19 protein-coding genes and 3 pseudogenes are annotated in these 25,042 nt (G+C 42.9%); 10 read left to right on the top strand and 12 right to left on the bottom strand.

What is annotated here, in order from left to right; translation table 11 throughout:
• The 3 genes from MICAI_RS15540 to MICAI_RS15550 form a co-directional block, all read right to left on the bottom strand.
• Positions 1 to 860 (bottom strand): tetratricopeptide repeat protein (locus MICAI_RS15540; RefSeq protein ID WP_157221759.1); only part of this gene is annotated, 860 nt, incomplete at its 3' end.
• Positions 861 to 1,072: 212 nt separating this feature from the next.
• Positions 1,073 to 2,389, bottom strand: coding sequence for a P-loop NTPase fold protein (locus MICAI_RS15545; RefSeq protein ID WP_008203800.1), 1,317 nt, complete (start codon positions 2,387 to 2,389; stop codon positions 1,073 to 1,075).
• 192 nt (positions 2,390 to 2,581) lie between these two features.
• On the bottom strand, positions 2,582 to 3,577 hold the full coding sequence (locus MICAI_RS15550) for a hypothetical protein (protein ID WP_008203802.1): 996 nt from the start codon (positions 3,575 to 3,577) through the stop codon (positions 2,582 to 2,584).
• Positions 3,578 to 3,736: 159 nt separating this feature from the next.
• On the opposite strand from MICAI_RS15550, the gene MICAI_RS15555 reads away from it, so the two are divergent.
• Together MICAI_RS15555 and MICAI_RS15560 are read left to right on the top strand one after the other, a co-directional pair.
• Complete coding sequence (locus tag MICAI_RS15555; RefSeq protein WP_008203804.1) at positions 3,737 to 4,027, top strand: YiaA/YiaB family inner membrane protein; 291 nt, start codon at positions 3,737 to 3,739, stop codon at positions 4,025 to 4,027.
• A 70-nt stretch (positions 4,028 to 4,097) separates the two neighbouring features.
• Positions 4,098 to 4,745, top strand: a complete 648-nt coding sequence (locus tag MICAI_RS15560; protein ID WP_008203806.1) for a Coq4 family protein — start codon at positions 4,098 to 4,100, stop codon at positions 4,743 to 4,745.
• 321 nt (positions 4,746 to 5,066) lie between these two features.
• Here the strand turns inward: MICAI_RS15560 and MICAI_RS15565 are convergent, their stop codons facing one another.
• From MICAI_RS15565 to MICAI_RS15580, 4 genes are all read right to left on the bottom strand, one after another.
• The gene (locus tag MICAI_RS15565) at positions 5,067 to 5,990 is read right to left on the bottom strand and encodes a hypothetical protein (protein ID WP_008203808.1); all 924 of its coding nucleotides are present in this window, start codon (positions 5,988 to 5,990) and stop codon (positions 5,067 to 5,069) included.
• Positions 5,991 to 6,055: 65 nt separating this feature from the next.
• Positions 6,056 to 6,631, bottom strand: a complete 576-nt coding sequence (locus MICAI_RS15570) for a DUF4334 domain-containing protein (RefSeq protein WP_008203810.1) — start codon at positions 6,629 to 6,631, stop codon at positions 6,056 to 6,058.
• Positions 6,632 to 6,751: 120 nt separating this feature from the next.
• Positions 6,752 to 7,153, bottom strand: coding sequence for a phage integrase SAM-like domain-containing protein (locus MICAI_RS15575; protein ID WP_002740193.1), 402 nt, complete (start codon positions 7,151 to 7,153; stop codon positions 6,752 to 6,754).
• Positions 7,154 to 7,293: 140 nt separating this feature from the next.
• Positions 7,294 to 8,112, bottom strand: coding sequence for a hypothetical protein (locus tag MICAI_RS15580; RefSeq protein WP_008203813.1), 819 nt, complete (start codon positions 8,110 to 8,112; stop codon positions 7,294 to 7,296).
• 245 nt (positions 8,113 to 8,357) lie between these two features.
• On the opposite strand from MICAI_RS15580, the gene MICAI_RS15585 reads away from it, so the two are divergent.
• Entirely contained in the window at positions 8,358 to 9,521 is a 1,164-nt protein-coding gene (locus MICAI_RS15585; protein WP_008203815.1) for a cysteine desulfurase family protein, read from the top strand.
• Positions 9,522 to 9,583: 62 nt separating this feature from the next.
• On the opposite strand, the gene MICAI_RS15590 is transcribed toward MICAI_RS15585, so the two are convergent.
• Positions 9,584 to 11,056, bottom strand: coding sequence for an NADH-quinone oxidoreductase subunit M (locus MICAI_RS15590; RefSeq protein ID WP_008203818.1), 1,473 nt, complete (start codon positions 11,054 to 11,056; stop codon positions 9,584 to 9,586).
• Between the two features lie 209 nt (positions 11,057 to 11,265).
• On the opposite strand from MICAI_RS15590, the gene MICAI_RS15595 reads away from it, so the two are divergent.
• The 4 genes from MICAI_RS15595 (at position 11,266) to MICAI_RS15610 (ending at position 17,415) form a co-directional block, all read left to right on the top strand.
• Positions 11,266 to 13,935, top strand: a complete 2,670-nt coding sequence (locus MICAI_RS15595) for a type I restriction-modification system subunit M (protein ID WP_008203820.1) — start codon at positions 11,266 to 11,268, stop codon at positions 13,933 to 13,935.
• Positions 13,935 to 15,227, top strand: coding sequence for a restriction endonuclease subunit S (locus tag MICAI_RS15600; protein WP_008203821.1), 1,293 nt, complete (start codon positions 13,935 to 13,937; stop codon positions 15,225 to 15,227). The genes MICAI_RS15595 and MICAI_RS15600 overlap by 1 nt, the downstream gene beginning before the upstream one ends.
• A complete protein-coding gene (locus MICAI_RS15605) occupies positions 15,224 to 16,879 on the top strand; it encodes an ATP-binding protein (protein WP_008203823.1) in 1,656 nt (551 codons plus the stop codon). Before MICAI_RS15600 ends, MICAI_RS15605 begins: the two co-directional genes overlap by 4 nt.
• Positions 16,880 to 17,169: 290 nt before the next feature.
• Positions 17,170 to 17,415, top strand: coding sequence for a UPF0175 family protein (locus MICAI_RS15610; RefSeq protein WP_002779979.1), 246 nt, complete (start codon positions 17,170 to 17,172; stop codon positions 17,413 to 17,415).
• A 70-nt stretch (positions 17,416 to 17,485) separates the two neighbouring features.
• On the opposite strand, the gene MICAI_RS15615 is transcribed toward MICAI_RS15610, so the two are convergent.
• The gene (locus MICAI_RS15615; RefSeq protein ID WP_008203828.1) at positions 17,486 to 17,752 is read right to left on the bottom strand and encodes a hypothetical protein; all 267 of its coding nucleotides are present in this window, start codon (positions 17,750 to 17,752) and stop codon (positions 17,486 to 17,488) included.
• A 295-nt stretch (positions 17,753 to 18,047) separates the two neighbouring features.
• On the opposite strand from MICAI_RS15615, the pseudogene MICAI_RS27930 reads away from it, so the two are divergent.
• From MICAI_RS27930 to MICAI_RS15625, 3 genes and pseudogenes are all read left to right on the top strand, one after another.
• Positions 18,048 to 18,119: pseudogene (locus MICAI_RS27930) on the top strand (type II toxin-antitoxin system VapB family antitoxin); the annotation flags it as partial.
• Positions 18,120 to 18,245: 126 nt separating this feature from the next.
• On the top strand, positions 18,246 to 21,359 hold the full coding sequence (locus MICAI_RS15620; protein ID WP_008203833.1) for a type I restriction endonuclease subunit R: 3,114 nt from the start codon (positions 18,246 to 18,248) through the stop codon (positions 21,357 to 21,359).
• Positions 21,360 to 21,391: 32 nt separating this feature from the next.
• Positions 21,392 to 22,075: a M48 family metallopeptidase gene (locus MICAI_RS15625; protein ID WP_008203836.1), complete on the top strand. Its 684-nt coding sequence runs from the start codon at positions 21,392 to 21,394 to the stop codon at positions 22,073 to 22,075.
• Between the two features lie 127 nt (positions 22,076 to 22,202).
• Here the strand turns inward: MICAI_RS15625 and MICAI_RS15630 are convergent.
• The 3 genes and pseudogenes from MICAI_RS15630 to MICAI_RS27935 all read right to left on the bottom strand — a co-directional run.
• A pseudogene (locus tag MICAI_RS15630) lies at positions 22,203 to 23,545 on the bottom strand (2-succinylbenzoate--CoA ligase).
• Positions 23,521 to 24,486: an o-succinylbenzoate synthase gene (locus MICAI_RS15635; protein WP_008203841.1), complete on the bottom strand. Its 966-nt coding sequence runs from the start codon at positions 24,484 to 24,486 to the stop codon at positions 23,521 to 23,523. Before MICAI_RS15635 ends, MICAI_RS15630 begins: the two are co-directional and overlap by 25 nt.
• Before the next feature lie 342 nt (positions 24,487 to 24,828).
• A pseudogene (locus MICAI_RS27935) lies at positions 24,829 to 24,974 on the bottom strand (bluetail domain-containing putative surface protein); the annotation flags it as partial.
• Between the last annotated feature and the right edge of the window lie 68 nt (positions 24,975 to 25,042).

Consider the following 25,042-nt stretch of genomic DNA (forward strand, 5'->3'; position numbering starts at 1 on the left):
AACGCAATCCCTCGGCCGTACCAAGCATCATGGTCATCGGGTTTAATTTCTAAAGCTCGATCCCAGGATGCGATCGCTTGTTCGTATTCTTTTCCCATTGCATGAATTAAGCCTTTTTCATTCCACAATTCAGATGCTTGAACAGGATCCAGAGATGGGGAATCGCTTAAATAGGCCTTAATTTCGGCTAACTTTTCCTGTCGTTGTTGGGGAGTGAATTGCTGATAGGTATCGAGATCGCCGTCTAAATAAACCAGTCTTATAATTTCTCTTTCCAATATGTCCTTATCCGTCGGAAATTCATAAACTCCCGAATACCAATCAAAAAAATCCGACGCACGACGAATAAAATACCGCAAGGCAAATTCCGGCAATAGGAATACTAAAGTAAAGGGAAATTGCCGCTCAAATCGCTCACGGGATAAGTTTAAATAGCCTAAAATCTTAGGAACTCCGGCCCAGGTTCCCCCATAAACTGGACTTTGACTCGATAAGAAATAGCCTTCACTTTCCGCTTCTTCGTAGCGCAGTAGTGCATTTTCTAAACCGCGCACGAAAAGAATGTTTAGATTGGTATGATTTGGTAGATCGACAATTTTCTCATACAAATTATCGGTTTCTGAATCAAGCTGCAGGACTTGAATATTTTTATTAGGTAAATCTTGACTGATTCCCCGAATAATCTCATCAGCTTGCACGGGAGAACAGCGAACAAAGAGTAAATTAAAGCCATTTTTTCGTCTCAGCGATCGCAGTAATGCTTGATAGGATTCTGCTCCTGTTAGGGGTTGCTCTTCTAGCAATCCTTCAAAATCCGATTCCTGAGAGTTAGTTAAGGGTTTTACTTTTGGGTTTGTCATTATTATATAAGTAGTCATGCAAAATAAATTTCCCAGTGAAGATAGGCAAGAGGCAATAGGCAAAAGCTTCATCGAAATATGTAATTAATTTTGCTTAGGTACTTATAGCTGTATTCAGATTTATGAGGTACACTAATTTTCTCACCTGTTCCCTGTTTCCCGCTCCCCATTCATCATTCATAATTCATCATTCATAATTCATCATTCATAATTCATAATTCATCATTAAACTCCTTAATTTTGGTAATTAAAGGATGCACATCATACCAACTTTTCAACTCTGCATCTGCATCAAAATAAGCATATTGTAAAATACAACGATTGAATAATAATTTACGATGAGCTTCATCATTTTGAATTTCGTTGGTACGATATACCTTAGCCAGAATTTTCCACTGCTCGTGTTCTACTGTTCTCTGATAAACATCTCTAGCTTGAGTTATTGCTCTTTGAGCAGCTTTTGCGGTAATAGGTAAAGCATCCACATGATCTAAAGCGGTTTGCATTAATAAAATTAGGTTTCGTACATGACCTCCAGTCATTAAACATAATCGCTCCAGAACTTCTTGACTTTCAAAAATATCTGTTTCTAGCTTTTTCTTCGGTAAAAATTGCTGCGTTCTTTTCTCAATAATAGCCTTAATTTTTGCCATACCATCAGGATTAATAGTACGATCAAGATTGCGGATCATAATCATCGGTAAAACCATCGGGTCATTATCATAAATATCGCGTAGATCATTGGCCCGATTAGAATAGGCCATTGAAATAGGTATAGTATAAATCAAATGACAATTTAACCCCTTTAATTGATTAGCTCGATCTAAAAAAATCTCATCATGATTAGTTTTATGATCTCGCCGATATATCGGTACGATGCGATCTAAGTTATCAACAATTACCACTAATTTTGTTGAATCATCTAAGACAGTTTTGCTATTATCAATAAACTCATTTAGTGCTGTTAACAGCGTAACAGTATGAGGATTGATTTTATTTCTTATTTCTTGTCTTTGACTGGGAATTGCCCGAATCGCCGCAGACAATTTACCAAAATATTTAATCAAGTCTCCCGTTTCTAATTTGACATCTTCCACTTTAATCTCTGTTAAAGCTAAATCAATTAAATCCTGCCAACGAGATTTTATCCAGTTTTTTAATGGGGTTGAATTAGCCTGTTTTAGTTGTTCTAATAAATGGCGCGTACAGGCAATGAGAATATCTGTATATTGAGCATCTTCTGGATCGATATCATCTTCATCTGCGGCAAAATAAACAACAAAACAATTTTTTTGCTCTAGATATTTTTTCAGCCGCAATAATTCCGTGGATTTCCCCCCTCCTCGATGTCCTGTGTAGAGTTGATGGGTGTAGTCTGTTGGCAGCGAACGAATAATTTTTCTGCCTAAATCTTGACAAACATCAGCATCCGCTCTCACTGCTTTTAGATCCACATAAAAGGGACTATCGGCAGGTAAAGGAACTGGTTTAAAGGCATTAGCAAGATTAGCGATTAATTGTTCAGACATAGGCGACTATAGCTTAATTGATGTCATTATTATAACAATACTTATTGACAAGATGTTATACCGAATCCGCTTTTAATATTACGACTAACTCTCGATCGAACTTCAAAAACCCAGTTATGGATTTTTTCCCCCTACTCCCCACTCCCCAATTCATAATTCATAATTCATAATTCATAATTTCCCCACTCCCGATTAAAATTGAATTGCACTCATATCTAGGGATAAAAAGCGATCGAGTCCTAAATACATCCAATAAATAGAGTTTGGGGATTCCTGAATAGTTTTTTGAAATCCCAAGGCGGCGGCTAATTTCTCATAATCGGGATGAATAATCAAAGTATGTAAATCGCAGAGATTAGGAAAATCTAAGGTCATTCTCTGGAGAGTTTTTTGGGCATCTTGCAGGAAGATTAAACGATATTTTTCTAAATAATTAGCATCAATCATCCAACTGCGAATAAATACCGAAAGACAATTTTCATCTCCCACAGATGCCATTTTAAAAGGATCCTGTTCGTTGATCGCACTTAGATGTAAACTCTTGTTAGGAGAGGTAAAAAAATTCGCTTCCGACTCGTTTGCGGTGGGATAGAGGAGATAAAAACCGACGGGATTAAGATTATCTACCCGACGCAAAACTCGCATACCTGTGGTGTAATCTTTTGACCAACCCCGCAACAGACGAGAAATGCGATGGGGAATTGCTTCAGCATTGCGATTCATCCAGTTATAATTGCGTGTCAGCAAGTTAGCCACAGGAATCGCATCACAACGGGGATTAAATTGATCTAATTGCAATTCTACAGATGATTCCGAGCTATCAGGCTCTAAAATCCCCGTAATTGACTTGATTTTAATTCTGGTTGTGTTGCCGTCAAAAATTTTTTCAATTAAACCAAGGGCCGCTAATTTATCTAACATCATACCCGCCGAGCGTTCGCTGCCCTGGTCCTGATCCTGATAAAATAAATCCGATGCTTGCCGATGAGTACAGATAATGGCAGTGGTGGGAAAAATTAACTGGGATAAAGGGGGTTTTGCCTGTGCCTCCTTGGCGATCGCATAAATCCAGAGACGCAGAAAACAAGTGGCACGCACCCGGGTTAATCCCACTCTCCCCACTAAGCGCTCGATCATTTGTTCTTGTTTTTCCCAAGAATACCAAATTTTCAGGTGTTTGCTCTCCATCTTTTCGGTCCTAGATTCTGACAACGATTATACTTGATACTTCACCCCACTTCACCCCACTTCACCCCAGTTCTCAACCCTCCCCCTACTAGATAGCGCTCATTGTTGTTGCACCTCTAGAACCGACAAAATGGGTGTAGAAACATTTAGGAGACGATTATGAACGATAAAAAATACGGTACTGCTCCCAGTCATACTCAAGCGTGGATTTTTCAAACTTGGTTATCTTTTATTGTCTCTATTTCTGCCACTTCTTTAGGAGTTATTTATCTACCAGTAGATGCGTGGATTAAAGGTTATTTAGGCATGGGTTTACTATTTACCGTCGGTTCCACCATTAATTTATCAAAAACTGTCCGCGATATCGAAGAATCTAAACGCTTAATTAATCGCATTGACGAAGCAAAGTTAGAACGGATATTGAGTCAGTACGATCCCTATAAGGAGTAGTTTTTCCCAGTTATTGGTTATCAGTTTTTTCGATTATTCTCACTCTTTTTTCTGACTTAGGAGAGTTTATATGCTATTCACAACTAATCTACTCAGTGTCACCAAAGGAATAATTTCTCTTTTACAAAATCCCAGTAACATTCTGTCTGTATATGATATTGAAGATGGCTTAAAAGAGAGTTGGTTACAGCGATTATCTTTGCAATATGTTAAAAGCGATCGAGCTACTGCCCAAATGATTGCCCAAAGATATCTAGCCGCTAGTCCCTGTTTAGAAACCCTGCTAAAACTCCCTGAAGATTCCCTGGGTTATCATTATGCTACTCACCTAATTAGTCTCAATTTTGATCCTAATTTTTATCGGTCTATTCAGGTAAATTCTGATACAGATTATCTGCTGCTTCGCCTACGGCAAACTCACGATATCTGGCATATAGTAACGGGTTTTGGTGTCGATGGCATGGGAGAATTGCAACTGAAAGCTTTTGAGTTAAGTCAAACTCGTCGCCCTCTAGCTATTGTCATACTTTTAGGGGGATTATTGGGAGCTTTATTTTCTTCTCCATTTTCCTTACATTCTCTCTGGGAAGAGATTGTCATCGCCTATAATTTGGGCAAAAATACTCGACCTTTTTTGGCGCAAAAATGGGAACTAGCTTGGGAGAAATCCCTGCTAGTTTGGCGGCAAGAATTGGCGATTGTCTCCTCTAAAAACTAAACTAAGAGACAATACAGATAATTATCGGGCTGAAAAAATGGCTCTTCTAGGTTCTGTGTGATAAGTTTAACTTATATAGGATCGATCAATCTTTGTGTCCTTTGTGTCTTTGTGGTTCCTTCCACTCGCTCGCTAGGAAGAATGTATCTTAGAATACATTTTGCCCACCAAACCTAAGAGAGCCAAAAAATTTCAGCCTTTTTTTAGCAAAAGACTTGACAAACTCAAAAATTTTTGCTAACCTTTTAGTATGATGGGAATCCATGTCAGACTAGGGACTCTCTCCACCATCAGGATTTAAGGCTGAAGCGGACTGAAAATTTAATTGTCTCTCAATCTTTCTAATAGTGCGGAGCGGGATAAATTCGCCAGAGAAAGAATTAACTCGGTGCGTTCCGAGATGGGAAGTTGGGCAATTCGTTCCACCAGAGCGGATAATTCCGAATCTAGAGTTCCGAACCTTCCTTCCAGAAGACTGGCTATCATCGATTGACGTTCTTCTAAAGTGCCTTCTTGTTTTCCTTCTTGTTTTCCCTCTTCTTTCCAATCTTCTCGCTGCTTTAGATAAGCTGGTGATAAGTTCATAATGACCTCCTGTTCCTCTGTACTTAAATTATCCCTCAACTCTAAATTCTTGCGCCAGTTGGCCAAGATTTCTAGTAAATTTTCTCGAAAAGGGTTAGGTTGGGGAAGTTCAACTAACTCTTCTACGGCTCGTTTCTGAGTTCCTCCTTTTCCTAAAACCCTCAACCATAAAGTGTCTTCATTCACCGGTAATTGATGGATGGCGACTATGGCTGTTTTGAGGAAGTCAGCTAAAAAGTAAACCCCTTTCAACCAATTACTCTCATCGCTGTCAGCCCTGAATCCTTGAATCATTCTAGCTGAAAAGGTGGGCGTTAAAATCCATAAAACTGGCAATTCTGCTGCAGTCAGAGCTTTGTTTGAGCGTTTCGCCTTCCTTAGGAGGTCATTATGAACAGTATATAACTTTGATATACAACTGCGAATCTCTATTTCTGAGGGAGAGTTGCGGAAAGGTTCAAACAAGCAGGAAGTCGCCGCCATTTTTCCGAGTAACCCTAAAGGGAGTTTATTCCTTGATGGTGAACTGGCCGGTTCAAACCAGACATCAATTTCTTGAACCTCACTTTTTACTTTCTTGCTCTTTCTAATTGTCCCTAGAGGTGCTAACAATTCCTCTAAATACTCCTTAGCAAATTGGTCGTGAATTTGGCGAGTCATTGCAATTGATAATCGAGCCGAAAAAGGACGGTAATAATCTTATTATATCGTCAATAATGAAAGGTTTAAATCGAACCGGAAGAATTAAGAGGTCTTTGACATCGCTTGAGAACAAAAAAGAAAGGCTGGGGAGAGTTTTTAAAATCCATAATTCCCAGCACCGTATTATCATCTACTTTCCGAAAAGAGTCATTAATCGGCAAATAATCATAAATCATCGTGGCGCTGACTTTGTCCCGATATTCCATCATTCGCAGTCTAGCCTGACTTGTCTCTGTTTTTAGCAAGGAGTTGGTCAGCATCAGTAAAGGTTTCAGAGAATTATTTTTCAGTATCGGCAGCTTAACAATCCAGTTCATGGCCGTGGGATTGGGTGCTACCTTAAAAATTTTTCCCTGACCATCTAAAAATAACAGGGGGTGGACATTCTCGGTATCGACAAACTCTTTACCATACCAATTAGATGCTTCTAATAAACCATCCATGGGGTGATTTGTCTGAAGTCCAGAACCTTGCCAAACACCGAGCATAAAGTCTAAACTCACGGGTTCGAGAGCGTCAAATAATTCTAACGCTCTTTCGGTCGTCGTTTGACCAGCTTTAAGAATCGACTGGCAGCTTTCTAATTCTAATGTTTCCATTGTCTCGCTCTCCTTGTGTCCTGACAATGATATTATAGCTTCTCAGCCAGAGGCTGGGGGATTGCCCCTCGGCTAAAATCACCAAACATCCCACATATCTTCACTCAATGGGTCATCGTATCACTCTAGGGTTTCCAGCCATTCACTCATTTCTTCCTTGATGGTTTCTTTAAGTTCTCGCAAATCATCTTTATCTATTAGGCCTTTTTCCAGTAAGAAAGTGTAGAACTTTTTCAGACTACCTGCGTTAGCCTTGAGGCTTGATTGACTGGCCCACAGGGCCTTTTTGATAAACCAATAACCCAAAAAGTCACCGACCATATCTACCCCGTCTTTAGCTTCTACTGCATCCTCATAGAGTAAATATTCGTTGATATAAAAATCTATATTTGAAATATGATTATTAATGGTTTTTTCCGACAAACCTGACGATTCTAGCCAACTCTCGAAATCCTTTAGTAATTCATGATTGACTTTTCTTATCTTTTGACAGTCAGCCTCATATTTCTGGGAATCATCCATCTCAAATTTCTCTCCTCTAAATCGCTGCTCGATGGTCAATAGGGTAATGAATCAAGTCTTTTTTTCCAAGCGTCTAAAGCCGCCATTTTCTCCTCATGGTCAAGGTCGGCCAACCGCCTGAATCGCCTTTCTCTTTTCTGCTAAATAGCTTCAACGATGTTAGACTCAATTTGCTCAATGATGGCGGCCACATCTTCTTCTGTATCTCGAGGTTGGGTTAATTCCACATCCGTTGAGAAGAGGCACATTTGAGTCCAGTCTAAGTTTTCCAGTTCACACTGGTCAATCACCGAACTGGGGATGTTTTTCAGGGTGATGCTATCCCATTCAATGCCGATGAGATTGCTCTGCCGCTCAATTGTCACAATTCTTCCTTGCCAACCACCGATGTCAGTCCCCAAATCTGGGTCAAGTACACCCTGTTTGACGATGACCGAGTCGCCGACTTTGAAGGCAAACTCTGACTCGGAAAATTCGGGCGACAAGCTGGAGGCAACCGAGAGATGATACTCGCTTCCTAGCTCTTTTAACTCAAAATCCACAATCATCCGCTTGTTTTCCGAGAAATAACGGTTTTTCCTAGCGATTAGCTCCTCGATTAGCCCTTGAATATCCGCCTTGAGCCTTTTATCTCCTTTAAGAAGGTCTTTATTAAAAACTCGGTCTATCATCTCTTGCCGCTTTGATTCGGGGGACAACGCCAGATTCCAAGCGATTATCCCTATGGTCAGCAGTGTTCGCATAGATCCCTTCGTTTCATTGGATTTGCGGTAAGGCTCGATAAAATCCTCCAGAACTTCCGACATTGTGACTTCCCCAGAAGGAGAGACGACAATTTCCTTGAAAGCCGATGACTTTTCTCTTAATTTCTTCTCAAAGCTTTTCAAGGGTTTTTCGGATCCTTGGGACATTTTCTGCAGCCTGAGCAGTTCACTAAATGCCTTCGATTTTTTAGCCATGATTGAGCCAGAAAATATGTGTTATTAATCCTGTTGGGTTGCTGAACAACATTGGAATAGGGGAATTGTAACTGCTCTCAGGGAGCGATTGCGCTCTCATTATTAAATCTTAAAGTTCTGGTCTGAGTCGTCAGCTGTTGACTGCTATCCGATACTTTTTTGTTAACATAGATTAGCAATGCACTTTCAGAGATTCTCTTAAAACAGAGGATATCTCCTTCCCAAATCCCCCGCAAGGGAAAAATATGTCTCAAAAGCCGATTTATCTAGATTGCCACGCCACGACACCGCTAGAGCCGCAAGTTCTGGCGGCGATGTTGCCCTATTTTACCGAACACTTTGGTAATGCCAGTAGTATTAATCATGTCTATGGTTGGACAGCCGAGGCTGCGGTTAAACAGGCAAGAGAAACAATCGCCGCTGCTATTAATAGTAGTCCCGAAGAAATTATTTTTACCAGTGGAGCAACAGAGGCCAATAACCTGGCTATCAAAGGGGTGGCCGAAGCTTATTTCGCCAAGGGACGGCACATAGTTACGGTGATGACAGAACATCGCGCCGTTTTAGATCCCTGTCATTATCTGGAAAAATTGGGTTTTGAGGTGACAATTTTACCCGTCAGTGGTGATGGCTTAATTGACTTGGAATTACTAGAAAAATCTTTACGTCCTGACACGATTTTGCTGTCAATTATGGCTGCTAATAACGAGATTGGGGTGATTCAACCTTTAGCGGCAATTGGGGCGATTTGTCGCCAGTATCAGGTGCTTTTTCATACGGATGCGGCCCAAGCAATCGGCAAAATTCCCCTAGATGTGGAGGAAATGAATATAGATATGATGTCCTTAACTGCCCACAAAGTCCACGGACCAAAGGGAATCGGTGCGCTGTACGTCCGGCGCCGAAACCCTAGAGTCCGTCTCGCCGCTCAAATTCAAGGGGGAGGACAGGAAAAAGGACTGCGATCGGGTACACTGTTTACACCACAAATTGTCGGTTTTGCCAAGGCGGTAGAATTGGGCATCAAAGCGATAGAAGAAGACACCAGCCACTTAAATCAGTTAAAAGCCCGTTTATGGGAGATTATCAGTCAATTAGACAGAATTTATCTCAATGGTCATCCTAGCCAAAGATTAGCCGGAAATTTGAATATTAGTATTGAAGGGGTGGACGGTGCGGCGTTATTGTTAGGATTACAGCCAATAGTGGCGCTTTCCTCCGGTTCTGCCTGTTCTTCTAGCCATACCGCCCCCTCCCACGTTTTAACTGCCTTGGGTCGCCCCGAATCTCTCGCTTATGCCTCCCTGCGCTTCGGGTTGAGTCGTTTTAATACTTTAGAAGAAATTGAACTGGTGGGGGAACAGGTGGTTTTAACGGTTAATTCCCTCCGCAAGGCCAAAAATTTTTGACGTTTCGGCTCCTATCCACAAGTTAGTTTCGGTCTAGGTTGGAAAAATTCCGGAAAAGCTTTCTATGATTGCCTTTGACTGATTGCCGTGCCGGTTAATAACACTGATGCTTGGTTTTCAGTCCAGTGAATCATCCAACTCGGTTGTAATCCCAAAACAATAATAAATAAAGCCAAAGCAATTTCGGGAAATCTTTCGGGCCAGGTACTGCGGGGAATGCGCGATAATTCAGGGGTTAAACGACCAAAGAAAACCCGATTAATCATCAGGAGAAAATATACTGCGGTTAAACCACTAGCGACCAAACATAAGAGCGTTTGTATCGGAAAAATCGGGAAACTGCCACGAAAGACCAAAAATTCGGCGATAAATCCCACCATTCCGGGGATGCCGGCGCTGGCCATGGCCGCTAAAATCATTAACATTCCCGTGATTGGTAAACCTCTTTCTGGATTTAATAAACCGCGTAGATAATCCACATCCCGGCTGCCGGTTTTTTTATACACTACTCCCACCAACAAAAATAACAAAGCGGAAATTAAACCGTGACTAATCATCTGCAAAATCGCCGCAGTGATGCTTAATCTGGTGGTGGCCGCCGCCGCTAGTAAAATATAGGCCATGTGGGAAATGGAAGAATAGGCGACTACTTTTTTCATATCCTTTTGGGCAATAGCGCAACTGGCCCCGTAGAGGGCGCTGATAGCTGCTATCGTTGCTAACCAAGGGGCGATAGTCACCCAAGCGTCAAGAAATAAACCGACTCCAAAGCGCAGCAGTCCATAGGTTCCTAATTTGAGTAATATTCCCGCTAAAAGCACAGAAACGGGGGTAGATGCTTCGACGTGGGCATCCGGTAGCCAAGTATGAAAGGGAAAAATAGGGATTTTGATGGCTAATCCAATCAGAAGGGGGATGAGGAGCAGTAATTGGGTTTTAACGTCTAAATTATTCGATAAAAGGGGGTTATAGGCGAAATTATTAGCACCGGTTAGCCAAACTAAGCCGAGGAAAGAGATTAGCACTAAAAAGCCTGAAATTGCCGTGTATAATAAAAATTTCATGCCCGCATAACCGCGTCTTTGACCCCCCCAAATGGCAATGAGAAAGTAAAGCGGGACGATTTCTAATTCGTAAAATAGGAAAAATAGCAGTAAATCCTGCGCTAGAAAGGCCCCCGCTACTCCGGCATTGAGTAACAAGAGCAGAGAATAGTAAAATTTCGGTCGGTTAACCTCTGTACCACTAGCATAAAGAGCAATTATTGTCAAGATGCTGTTAAGAAAAAGTAATGAGAATGACAATCCATCAACACCGAGGGCATAATTGAAACCGAGGAAATTAATCCAAGGCAGGTTAACCGTGAACTGCATTTGCGGGTTACTAGGGTCAAATTGCCAGCCAAGGAGAATATTAAGCAGTAAGAGAACGACAGCAAGAGTTAGAGCTAATCCTCGCACTTTTTTCGCCTCTAGAGGCGTGTAGGCAATCAGTATCGCCCCTATAATCGGTAGCCAAATAAAAGCGTTGAGCATTCTTTAATGGGCATGATAAACCTTCCCATTATTGCCTGAGCGGTCAATCTTTAGCAATATAAACTGGTGAACATTTAAGTGGGTGGGTGGAATTAAATATAAAATGAACGTAGGTTGGGTTGAAGCATGAAACCCAACGCCCGCATGGGTTACGCTACCGCTAACCCATCCTACAAATAATTGTGCCTACCTACTTAACTTAACTAACGATGAAACAAGAAAAGATCACTCTCAGTCAACTCGAAGGCTTTCTATTTAAGGCGGCGGACATTCTTCGCGGCAAAATGGACGCTTCCGAGTTCAAAGAATTTATCTTTGGGATGTTGTTCCTCAAACGCTTGTCAGACGAGTTTGAGCGCAAGCAAGCGCAACTCAAGAAACAATATGCACACATCCCAGACCCGTCGCTGCTGGCCGAACTCCTAGAAGGCGAAACCTCCTATGGAGAAACATTTTTCGTACCTCCTCGCGCTCGCTGGCATCAATCCTGGCGCGACGAAAACGGCCAGGAAGTGCCGCCGCTCAAACACCTTAAGCAGGACATCGGCAATATGCTCAATAAGGCATTAGCGGCGGTAGAGGATGCTAACGATGCCTTGGCGGGAGTGCTGAAGAATAACATCGATTTTAATGCCACCAAGGGCAAAACCAAGATACCTGACCAAAAATGGAAGGATTTACTAGATCATTTCAATCAGCCCCAATTTGTGCTGGTCAACGATAATTTTGAGTTTCCCGACCTATTGGGTGCAGCCTACGAGTACCTAATCAAATACTTTGCCGATAGTGCCGGGAAGAAAGGGGGAGAATTTTACACGCCGGCCGAGGTGGTGCGGCTGTTGGTACAGTTGGTCAAACCCCAAGCGGGCCATACTATCTACGACCCTACCGTGGGGTCGGGCGGTTTCCTTATCCAGTCCTATCAATATGTGGAGGAACAGGGGCAAAACCCCCAGAATCTGGCACTCTACGGACAGGATTCTAATGGTACGGTCTGGTCAATTTGTAATATGAATATGATCCTCCACAACATCACCCGCTTCACCATTGAAAACGGGGATACTCTCGAAGATCCGCTCATTTTAGAAAACGGACAGATTCGCAAGTTTGACCGAGTTCTGGCTAATCCGCCCTTTTCCCAGGATTACAGCCGGGCTAATCTCAAGTTTACCAACCGCTTTCGCGAATTCTGCCCGGAAAAGGGGAAAAAGGCGGATCTGATGTTTGTCCAGCACATGATTGCCAGTCTTAAACCCGACGGCCACATGGCCACTATCATGCCCCATGGGGTGCTATTTCGGGGGGGGAAAGAGAAGCTGATTCGAGAGATCTTAATTGAGGATGATCTGATTGAGGCGATTATTAGTTTGCCCCCGGGGTTATTTTATGGCACGGGTATCCCGGCCTGTGTGTTGGTGGTGAATAAAAATAAACCTGATGAATTACGCGATAAAATCCTTTTTATTAATGCCGATCGAGAATATGCTGAGGGAAAAAACCAGAATAAATTGCGCCCCGAAGACATTGAAAAGATCGATTATGTCTTTACCCACAAGCGAGAATATCCCAAATATAGCCGCTTGGTAGATAAGTCGGAAATTGTCGAAAAACACGACTTTAATCTTAATATTCGCCGCTATGTGGATAATACGCCAGACCCGGAACCGGAGGATGTAAAAGCTCACTTGATGGGGGGTATTCCGCAGGCTGAAATTGCCGCACAAAAGGATACTTTTGCTAAGTTTGGCATCAACACAAATACCCTATTTAGACCCCTACGCCCCGGCTATGCTAGTTTTTGCCCAGAAATTGCCACGAAAGCCGCTATTAAAGAGAATCTGGAAGCTAATCCCGATTTACAAGCAAGGATAAGCGACCACTATACTACGCTTAAAAATTGGTGGCGAGAAGCGCGGGATGATTTTGCCAAGTTGGAGGGAAATAATATTATGCCCCAAGTGCGGCAGCAATTACTGAGCAGCCTTAAACAGCAGCTGATTCCTTTGGGGGTTTTGGATGAGTTTAAATCGGCGGGGGTGTTTGTTAACTGGTGGCAGCAGATTCGCTATGATCTAAAGACTATTATTAACACTGGCTGGCATCATACTCTTATCCCTGATCAGTATTTATTAGCGGCATTTTTTCAGGCGGAAGAGGCGGCAATTGAGGAACTGGAAAGTAAGATTAGTGCAGTCCAAGGGGAGTTAAGCGAAGCGGTAGAATCAGCGCAAGAGGTGGCGAATTATGAACCAGAAGAGGAAGAAACTGTTAGCGCCGCATCGATTAAGAAATGGCTTAAAGAGTTGATAGATGACCTGAAGCAATCCCAGGGCGATTCAGCAGCCAGAGAGCGCCAATATTACCAACAAGAATACAATGTTATTACTGACATTGAGAACCGAATCAAGTTACTTAAGAATACGCTTAAAGAACAGCAGGGTCAGCTTGAGTTAAAGCTGCGCTTAAAACGGGTTGGTGATGAGGAATTTAAGGCTGAAACTGTTGAATTACTTGAGCAGGTACAAAATCAGCTTATGGGGTTAAATGCCAGTAAAAAGGAAGAAAAGGCCAAGATTAACGCGCTTAATAAGGATAAGAAAGCCTTGGAGATTAAATTATCTTATCCTGAGGGATTACTGACTGAAATAGGAGGACAGTTAAGGGATGAAGAGGCGAAAAAATTGATTCTAAAAAAGCTCTATGATTGGGTATCGGAGCAGCTTAATCGTTACTTGAATGGGGAAAAGCGGGGACTTGTCGCTAAGGTTGAGAATCTTTGGGATAAGTATGCGGTATCAAGTCAGGAAATGGAGGCCCAGCGAGAGCAGACTTTAGGAGAATTAAATGAGTTTTTGAGTAAGTTGAGGTATTTGGCGTGATGAAAAATTGGGATGTAAAAAAACTTCGTGATCTTGCTGATATACGAGTTAGTAATGTTGACAAAAAAATTTATCCTAGCGAACGACCTGTAAAGCTTTGCAACTACATGGACGTTTACACAAATGAATATATTGATGGATCAATTCAGTTTATGGAAGGTTCTGCAAACGATGCAGAAATTGAGCGATTTGGTTTAAATATTGGAGATGTAATTATTACCAAAGACTCAGAAACTCCTGATGATATTGGTATTCCCACCGTTATACATGAGCAAATAGATAACTTAGTTTGTGGTTATCATCTGGCACTAATTCGACCTGACAATGAAAAAATTGATTCTATCTTTCTCTCTAAATATCTTTCAACTTCACGAGTAGCTAATTATTTTGCTCTTCATGCTAGTGGTTCTACACGCTTTGGGCTTCCTATTGGAGCAATTGAGTCAGTTGAAATTTTAACGCCCCCAATTAAAGAACAAACCCAAATCGCCACCATCCTTTCAACAATAGACCGCGCGATTGAGCAAACCGAAGCCCTAATTGCCAAGCAGCAACGCATCAAAACCGGACTAATGCAGGACTTGCTCACCAAAGGAATTGATGAAAACGGCAATATTCGCAGTGAAGAAACCCATGAGTTTAAGGATTCACCGCTTGGAAGGATTCCGGTTGAGTGGGAGGTGAAAAGTCTTGACGAACTAACAACAAAGATTGGTGACGGAATACATACAACTCCGGCTTACTCTGAAAACACCGGATTCTTCTTCATAAATGGAAATAACCTAGGGGATGGATCAATTCACATTACTTCCGATACTTTGTGCGTCAATCAAGGCGAATTTAGGAAATACTACATTGAACTTGACGATAGAACGATTTTGTACTCAATCAATGGTACGATTGGGAATATCGCATTTTATAAAAATGAGCCAGTGGTTCTCGGAAAAAGTGCAGCGTATATAAAATGCAAGAAATCGGTAAATGCTCGCCTAATTTATCACATCCTCCAGTCAGAGCCAGTACACCGATTTTATGATTATGAACTTACCGGCTCAACTATCAAAAATCTTTCATTGGCGGCGATGCGAGCAACCCCAATCAAGATACCCCGAATGCAAGAAGAACAAGAGTTCTTAGCGTGCAGGCTGGACTTGTGTGTTTACGAGATAGGGCAAGCAAACAATTGTCTATCTAAACTCCGCTCTCTCAAAACTGGACTTATGCAAGACCTGCTAACAGGCAAAGTCCGAGTTACCGAATTAATTAAAGAAAGGGAGACAGACAACCTATGAAGTCTCCTATTCCACCCCGCGAAACCCTCACCGTTGAATTTAAAAGCGATCAGAAAAAACTCTCAGATCGTGACCTTATCGAAGCCATTACCTGCCTAGCCAATACCGACGGCGGCGAACTTTGGTTAGGCGTAGAGGACGACGGCACAGCCACAGGACTACACCCAGAACACCGACATCTAAACGGCTTAGGGGGTTTAGTCGCAGCGCGTACATCCCCATCCCTCACCGTCCAAGTTGAAACCCTCACCATTGAAAACATAGAAGTCGCTCGGATTCAAGTCCCACAGGCAAAGGGAGAAGTCGCCACCACCAACGGCGTATATTTGCGCCGCCGCCTCAAACCAGACGGAACCCCCGAATGCGTCCCCATGATGCCCCACGATCGCACGAGTCGCGCCAGCACCTTCGGCTTAGTGGATGTATCCGCTCAACCCGTTGCAGGTAGCACCCGCCAAGACTTTGACCCCTTAGAACGGGAACGCCTCCGCCAATGTATCCAAACTTATGGCGGCGATCGCATCCTCCTAGAACTTGATGACGCAGACCTTGACGGAGCCTTGGGACTAACCGCTCGACAACCAGACGGGAGCCGCATCCCCACCCTGACAGGATTGCTTCTCATCGGACGTGAAACCGCCCTGCGTGACCTCGTACCCACCCATGAATTTGCCTTTCAAGTCATGGCACAGCAAGCCGTCCATTTCAACGAATTTCGCCGCTTTCCCCTCCTCAAAGCCCTCGACTGGCTAGAAACCAACTTTCGCCCCTACAACCCCGAAGAAGAACTACAAGTCGGTTTATTTCGCGTCCCCGTCCCCAAAGTCGATATGAGTGCCTTTCGCGAGGCGATCGCCAATGCCCTCATTCATCGCGACTATCACGAACGCGCAGCCGTTCACGTCCGATTAGAAGATGAATCTCTTGTTATCAGTAACCCAGGGGGCTTAGTCGATGGAGTCACCCTCGCCAACCTCCTCACCACCGAACCCCGTCCCCGCAATCCCCGCCTTGCCGATGCCATGAAACGGATCGGATTAGTAGAGCGATCAGGACGAGGAATAGACAGCATTTATCGCGGCTTACTCAGATTTGGCAGACCAGCCCCCAACTACAGCCAGACAGATAGTAAAACAGTCTTTTTGCGCCTTTCCACCGATGCCGCCGACCTAGAGTTTCTCAAACTGGTAGTTGCCGAAGAAAATCGCCAAGGTAAAAGCCTGCCCATAGATAGCCTCATCGCCCTAGCCGCTTTACATGAAACCAAACGACTCAGCGCCGAAGAGTTAGCAACATATATTCAACGAGATATTCTCCAAGCCAGAAAAACCTTAGAATTCCTCAACGAAATCGGATTAGTCCAAGCGCATGGCATCACCCGCAGCCGTACCTATACCCTCGCCCCTACCGTCTATCAAGCCGCAGGACAAAAAGCTGAGTACACTCGACAAATAGGCTTCTCAAATCTCCAAAATGAGCAGTTCGTCCTTAACTACGCCGCTCAACATGGGCAAATCAAGCGATCGGATGTGATGGATCTCTGTCGTCTAACCAAAGATCAAGCCTCTAAACTGTTACAGAAGCTCAAACAACAAGGTCGCTTAAACCAGCATGGTATGCGCCGTGCAACCTTTTATACAAAAGTCGATTAAAGCCATTATGAGCCTTTATGAGCCAAGTTATGAGCCTTTATGAGCCAAGTTATGAGCCTTTATGAGCCATTATGAGCCTTTATGAGCCATGGATCTCTGTCGCCTCTCTGAAGGACAAGCAAAAGAATTGCTTAAATGGATGTAAACGGATGGATTATCCGATTAACCCTACAAATTTGGACTCATTATCGCCTCCACTCCGTACATAAGAATGAACTTTCTAAAATTGATATAGAGGTTTTGGAGCAAAAAATTTCCATTAAACTAATTTAATATCTCAGAAGTATCCCATGCAAGCGATCGAATTTAAAACCATCCTAAAAAACGGCATAGTCACCATTCCCGCCGAATATTCTTCTGAATGGGAAGGTAAACAGATCCGCGTCATCATCTTAGAAGATAGCAATACTGACACTTTGCGAGAAACAACTATTTCCCTATTTGAGCAAAATAAAATCAGTCTAGGGACAGCAAGGGAAATATTGGGAATAAATCAGATTCAAATGCAGAGATTGCTGTCAGAGCGTGACATTTGATGAGTAGAAAACGGGTTTCTCGGAGAAACCCGTTTTCTGTGCGTTACTCAACGGATTTAGTATAAGACATTTAACCCCGTTCTCCATAGATACTTTCTCGGCTAATATCTTGATCAGATAATTGGGAAAAATTCTTATCTCTATGACTTTCTGCCCATTCTTCAAAAGCTTTTATCCATTCTTCAGGGGTAGCCGTTTGACAAAAAGATAATTTTTGATAGTCTTTTATTGCTTCTATTGCTCCATTAGATGTTAATTCTCTTTCTAGTTGTTGTTTTTCTTCTTCAGAAAGGGATATAATAATTTGTGCTAAAGTTTTAACCAGTTGGTTGTTCATATCCGTTAATGCTTAAATATTTTTTATGTATAATAACCTATTATAGCGTTTCTCATATCAGAGAAGTACAGGGAGCATCTCACTTACGCGATAAGTAATTATACTTAGCCTAAAAGCCACTCTTAATCGTGTCTTGGAACGAAATAGAGGCTTTTAAAGACTGCGTACATGGAGAATTAAAACAAGAATTACCCTCGAAAAGCCTATTTTTCCACTAAGTATTTATGCTCATTGCAAAGGTGAGATGCTCCCGAAGTACAATTCAACCCTGTCCCCTGACTTCAAGGAAGATTTAGGGTTCTCTTATTCTTTGTGTGATAAGTTTAACTTATATAGTAGCGATCGATCTTTGTGTCCTTTGTGTCTGGAGTGGTTCGTTCCACTCACTGCCCCAAGACTGTATCTTAGAATATATTATTTTACCCACCAAACCGGGGAGAGCCGATTTAGACGAAAAACCTCATAAATACAGTTAAATAAAGGTTATCTGGTCATGAACAAAACACCTCAACCTATCAAACTCGATGAGCGCAACGGGGTCGAAAAGCCCTTACTTGATCAACTGTACGGTTTAGATTGGGCAATATTGGATTTAGAGACAAAACAAAAACCACAGGATACTTTTAGAGAAAGCTTTACCGAGGTGGTGATGCTGCCAGTGCTGCGAGAACAGCTTACAATCATCAACCCCTGGCTAGAAACCGACCAAATAGAAGAAGCCATCAAACAACTCACCGCCAACTTCCCCAGCACCAACTTACTGGAAAATAACCGCCACGTCTTTAAACTGCTTCAGGAGAATACCAGCGTCTCAGAGAACCGTAAAACAGGCGAAAAAAGCCCCACCGTCAGGTTTATCGACTTTAACCACCCAACTAACAACCGCTTCATCGCCGTTTGCCAGTTTAAGGTGCGGATTCTAGGCACAGAAAACCACATCATCCCCGATATTGTCCTCTTTCTCAATGGGCTGCCAGTGGTGGTCATTGAATGTAAATCCCCCAAAGTCAAAGAACCCATTGCCGAGGCGATCGAGCAACTCCTCCGCTACAGCGAACAGCGCGGCGCTAAGGGCGAGGGCAATACCAGCCTCTTTTTCTATAACCAGTTTGTCGTAGCTACCTGCCGCAATCAGGCAAAATTTGGCACCATTACCACCCACACCGAAAAATACTTCTTCCGTTGGGCTGACCCCTATCCCCGCACCCTAGAACAACTAGAACACGGTATTAGCTCCCCCAACGACCAGCAGCGACTGGTGGCGGGAATGTTTGCCCCCGATAACCTCCTAGAGATTATTCGCAACTTCACCCTTTTCTCCGTCAACAACAAGGGAGAAACCATCAAAATCGTCGGGCGTTATCAGCAGTTTCGTGCCGTCAAGAAAGCCGTGGAGCGCCTCCTAGAGGGCAAAACCCCCCGGGAGCGCAGCGGCATCATCTGGCACACCCAGGGGTCGGGTAAGTCCCTTACCATGATGTTTATGGTGCGGGCCATGTACCGCCATAACAACCTTTCCCAGTGGAAAGTGATATTTATCACCGATCGCACCCAACTAGAGCAGCAACTCGCCGAGACCGGCCAAAGTGTTGGCTTTACCGTTAAGCCCGCCAATAGCATCGCCAAACTGAAGGAACTACTTCGCAGCGACTCCTCGGATCTGGTCATGGCCATGATCCACAAATTCCAAGAGCGGGAACTGCGGGAGACCTTCCCGGAGCTAAACCGGAGCAGCAACATCCTGGTGATGACCGATGAGGCCCACCGCTCCCAGTACAGCCTGCTGGGGACAAACCTCGACAAAGCTCTCCCCTACGCTTCCCGTATTGGCTACACCGGCACCCCCATCGACAAAACTGAGAAAGTTTTCGGGGACTACATCGACAAGTACACCATGGGCCAGTCCATCGAGGACGGCGTAACCCTAGAAATTGTTTACACCGGGCGCACCCATAACGCCGAGGTGTCTGATCAGACAGCTATGGATGCGGCTTTTGCCGATGTCTTCAGTGAGTACAACCTGCAAGAGCGGCTGCAGATTTTGGGCCATGGTTCGCGGGATGCCTACCTAGAAGCCCATCCCACTATCGCCGCCAAAGCCAAGGATATGGTGCAGCACTATCTCCAGTGGATTTTTCCCAACGGCTACAAGGCCCAGGTGGTGGCGACTTCCCGGGAGGCGGCGGTGCGGTACAAAGAGCATTTAGATGCTGCCCTGGCCGAGGAGATTGCCAAATTGGAGCAGGGGAATCCCCACCGGCTTAACCTCGATCGCCTGAAACGACTTAAGACCGATGTGGTCATCTCCGGCAGTCATAACGACCTACCCCACCTCAAGCAATACAGCAACTCCACCCGCCACGATACTACTATTAAAAGCTTTAAACTGCCCTTTGACGCAAGGGATGAGGGGATTACTGGAGATGTGGGCATTGTCATCGTCAATAATATGCTACTGACTGGCTTTGATGCCCCAGTAGAGCAGGTGATGTATCTCGATAGGGTCATCCAGGCCCACAACCTGTTACAGGCGATCGCCCGTGTCAACCGAGTCGGCGGTGCGGACAAGGATAAAGGCTTTGTCGTGGACTATGTGGGCATCGGCCACCACCTGAAGCGAGCTATTGATAACTATGACGAGCGAGAGCAGCAAGAAATCGAGGAAACCTTAAGTTTTCCCGAGGACGAGATCCGTCAGCTTGAGGATGACCACCGGGCAATCCTTGCACTGTTGAAGCAACATGGACTCACCGACCTGAACGATCAAGATGCCTTTTTCGACCTCTTCTATGATGAGGATGTGCGATTCGAGTTCATGCTGGCCTTCAAGAAGCTGACCCGCAGCCTTAACTTGGTCTATCCCGCCAAGGAGGCCTTGAACTATATGAGAGACTACCAATCTCTCACCGCAGTGAATGTACTAGCGGGGAAGCACTTCCGCGACGAGCGCCTGAGTATGAGGGGAATCCCACCCAAGCTGCGGGCCCTGACCGACCAGTATCTGCAATCAAGGGGAATCGACGAGAAAGTTAAACCGATCTCGATCTTGGATAAGGACTTTGAGAGCCATGTCCAGAAACACCAGCGAGTCAAAACAAAGGCCGCCGCAATCGAACACGCTCTCCGCCACTATATCGAGATCGATCTGGTGGACGATCCCGAACTGCAAGCCTCCTTTTCTGAAGCACTGAGAGCCATCTTCGAGGAGTTTAAAGACAATTGGGACAAGATTTACCAAGAACTGGAAAAACTACGCCAGAAGGCGAGAGAAGCAAAAAATGAGCCTACCTACGGACTGGACAGGAAAAAGCAGCTGCCCTTCTTTCGGATGTTCAAACGGGAGTGTTTTGGAGAAGCGGCATTAACTGACGATATGGTTTCTCAGATGGTCGCTCTCACTCAACAGGTATTTACCGTTGTTGAGCAGGAGTTACAATTAACTAGCTTTTGGGAGAGCATTCCCGCTCGCAAGAAACTTAAGGCAGAGATTCAAAAAGTGTTACTCTCTCCCGACTTTTACCAAATTCCCAATCTTATGGACAATCGAGAACAGATTATCTCGCGGGTGATGGAAATAGCAGAGAAAAATAACGACCGAATTTTTTAGGCTGAATCGAGTAAAATTGAGCGACTTTTAATATGAAACTTGACTATAAAATCATTTATTCTTCCAGTCGTAAGACCCTGACCATTACCGTGGAACGTGATCGCTCGATCGTCGTCAGAGTGCCTACTGGTACTCATCCCGATAAGATCCAGCAAATAGTAGAGTCACGCAAGCAGTGGCTCTATGAAAAAATTCACCACGAGCAAAAGTATCAAGTCCCACTTCATCCTCCTGGTAAGGAACTGGTTAATGGCGAGTCGCTTCTTTATTTAGGGCGCTCCTATCGTTTAGAATTGGTTGATGATGAGACAGAAATAAAGTTTATTAACAATCGCTTTCTAGTACCAAAGGCACTAACAGAGAATGGCGGCGAGATTTTTCAAGATTGGTACATTCAGAAGGCAAAAGAGAAGATACTTCCTCGTGTCAACCTTTATGCTAAAAAGCTTGGTGTCAGGTTTAATCAGGCTAAAATTACCGACAGCAAATATCGCTGGGGTTCTTGTACACCCCAAGACAATGTTAACTTTAACTGGCGATTGATCAAAGCCCCGATGTTCGTAATTGATTATGTGGTAGTTCATGAGTTAGCGCATCTGATTGAATCGAACCACACTCCACGATTTTGGCAGATTATCAGGTCGCAAATTGCTACTATGGATAAGGCCAAGCAATGGCTTAAAGAACACGGTCAGATGTTGGAACAGTCACTATAATTTTGGAAAATAAACCTAATTTAAATCTGCTGGGATTAGCACCCATAGCCATTTTACCCGATTATATCGTCTCAGAGTCTCCCCAAAAGGAAAACCTCATAACTCACCATTAAGATAACTGCTATAATTAGGGTCTGGGGTTTGACTCGGTGTCAAAAAAATTTCAGCTAATTTAATTAAAGTAGTTCGATTAATCTTACCCTGGGGACTTTTTGGTATCTCTGGTAATTTTATCCAATGTTTCGGCAGTTTATAATTGACTAATTTATCCTTAATCTGGGATTTAATACTTGTCTGGTTTATCTGAGAGTTAACGGGTACATAAAAAGCGACAATTATCTGTCCCCATTTGACATCTGGCAACCCTAAAACCACCACATCTTTAACTAAATTAGTTTGTCTAATGGCAGTTTCTACCTCAAGAGGATAAACATTTTCTCCTCCGGTAATTATTTTTTGACTATCGCGACCAATGATATATAAATAACCACTTTCATCCAAATAACCTAAGTCATCGGTCTCGAAGTAGCTTGCTTGATTAAGATGGGGATAATAGCCTAAAAATAAAGATTTCGCTTCAATAATAATTTTCTGGTTATCGGGATTAATTTTTATCTGAGCATGGGGTAATAGCTGTCCACTACTATTATTGCCTCGTCGAAAATCTTCTGGTTTAAGGGTGACAATTTGTGAGGCAGTTTCCGTCATTCCATAGGTGGGAGACAGAGAAATATTATATTCTCTAGCTTTTTCTAGTAAAGATGGCCATGCAGGGGAACCTCCTAGGAAAACTGTTTTAAAATTGGCTAACCATCGAGGATCATTTTCTAGAAAAAATTGTAATTGACTGGGGACTAAGGAGATAAAATAATCTTGAAGATTGAGATTATTTACACGCTTTTGTTTGATTTTATGGTAAGGAATAACAGCAAAATCTCCCTCTGTTAAAAAACTTCTGAGAAACTGCATTAAACCACTAACATGATATAAAGGTAATAGGCAAAAAGAGTTAACCTGCTTGACTTGAAAATATTCAGAGAAACCTTTGACAGAAGCAGTTAAAGTTAACCAGTTATGGATAGCAAAGCGAATTTTTCCCGAGGTTCCCCCCGTGGGTATCATCAGAGAATTAGTCAAAGGATTGACAGGAGGAGAATTATAGTTAAAAACCTTGATATTTTCGCCAAAAATATAATCGGGTTGCATCAGAGAGAAAACCTGTTCCCATTCGTTAGTTTTCCAGTCGGGATTAGCTAAAAATAGGCAACTTTTTGACCTGACGGCAGCCAAGAATATCGCTAAGAATTTAAGGGGATTGCCTTCAGCAAGCAGTATAGTTAATCGAGGATTATCTGCGGCGATAAATTGCTGAGAATAGGACTGATATAATTGATAAAATTTTTGGCTATTGTATCCATATAACCAATCTTTTTGACTGAGATATGCTAATTGTTTGCTGATGTCGTCCACAGTTTTCCTAACCAATCGGGGTCACTATTATTAAACCATTGTTGCACACCAAAACCTAAAGCTCGCTCCTTTTTGGGGTATTCTTGTGCTAGACGTAGAGCGGATTTTCTGCCGATATTAGTTTCTAAAACCGAGGAAAACACTAAATCTAAGGGATATTTTTCCCAGAGATGTCTTAACCCTTGGATTGAACCGGTAATAGCAGGTTTAATCACAAAAATTCCTCGCCATCCCCGTTGATAACATTCCTCTATTTGTCGAAGATTGCCTAGGGATTCATCTAAAGCAATTCCTGTGGTAAAATCTTGACTTAATTGCAACATTTCTAACCATTGAGACGGGGGTAAAGGTTGTTCAATAAATTCAATTATTTGACATTCATCGGCAATTTTTAACCAGATTTTACTCTCAGCAATACTTAATCCCCCATTGGCATCTAAACGCAATTTAATGTTCCTGGGTAATCGGTCAATTAATTTTTCAAATAAGGTTAACTCTTGCTTGAGAGAATTAACTGCAATTTTCCATTTATAAGTATTAGTTTGATTGACGGCTAAAATATCATCCAGACAGGGAAATACTGCCGCACCAGTGGGTAATAAATAACTATAGTTTTTTGTTTCTAATTCTCTTGATTGATTCTCTATACTTAAATCTTCTAAAGCTGATTCAAAGGCAAATTGACAAGCGGGAAATTGTTCAGGAATAGAAAAAATTGAATTTATTGATAGGGGATTTTCGAGACTTTGACAAAATAATATTGCTGCCGATAATGTTTCCGAACCAAATTCAGGTAAAGGAGCAATTTCTCCCCATCCAATACGTCCATCTTCAGCTTCTAAGCGAATAATAATTCCTTCCCTAATTTGCCATAGTCTGTGATGGGTTTGTAGGGGACGCAGCAAAGGACGCTGATAAACACGAAATTGCCAGAAATACATGATTAACTATAAGTAGTCGTGAAAAATTAATTTTCTAGTTGAGATAGAAGACCTTTTAGTGTTCAGTAATCAGTGAAAGGCTGCAGCTCAATTTTATAGAAATATCTATATCATATTTTGGGCTTGTAAGTAAGTAATCTCAATTAATTGTTAGGGAGGCACAATTATTTTTAGGATGAGTTAGCGGTAGCTTAACATGAGCAGGCGTTGGGTTTCATGCTTCAAACCAACCTACGTTCTTTATAGAGTTTGTCAGCGAAACGTTTTTTGTCTTAAAGTCCAGAAAACGGGTTTCTCCGAGAAACCCGTTTTCTAGGTGACTTAGAAGGAGAGCTTAGACACTTAGATAAAGAAATTACCCACTGGAATGCTCCCTAAAGCTGGTAAAGTGCCAGTAAATCCGCTTGCCCTGAGCTACGTCGAAGGGCAGTGATATTTATTAATAAATCATTGCTGGATTGGAAGCCAGCCATGCCACCATTAATCAGAAACGGCAATGAGTCCTGTGGGGCGACAAATGACGGTGATTCGCAGTTAGAAAAAGACAACCACCGCC

The organism is Microcystis sp. T1-4, from assembly GCF_000297435.1.
Taxonomy (GTDB): domain Bacteria; phylum Cyanobacteriota; class Cyanobacteriia; order Cyanobacteriales; family Microcystaceae; genus Microcystis.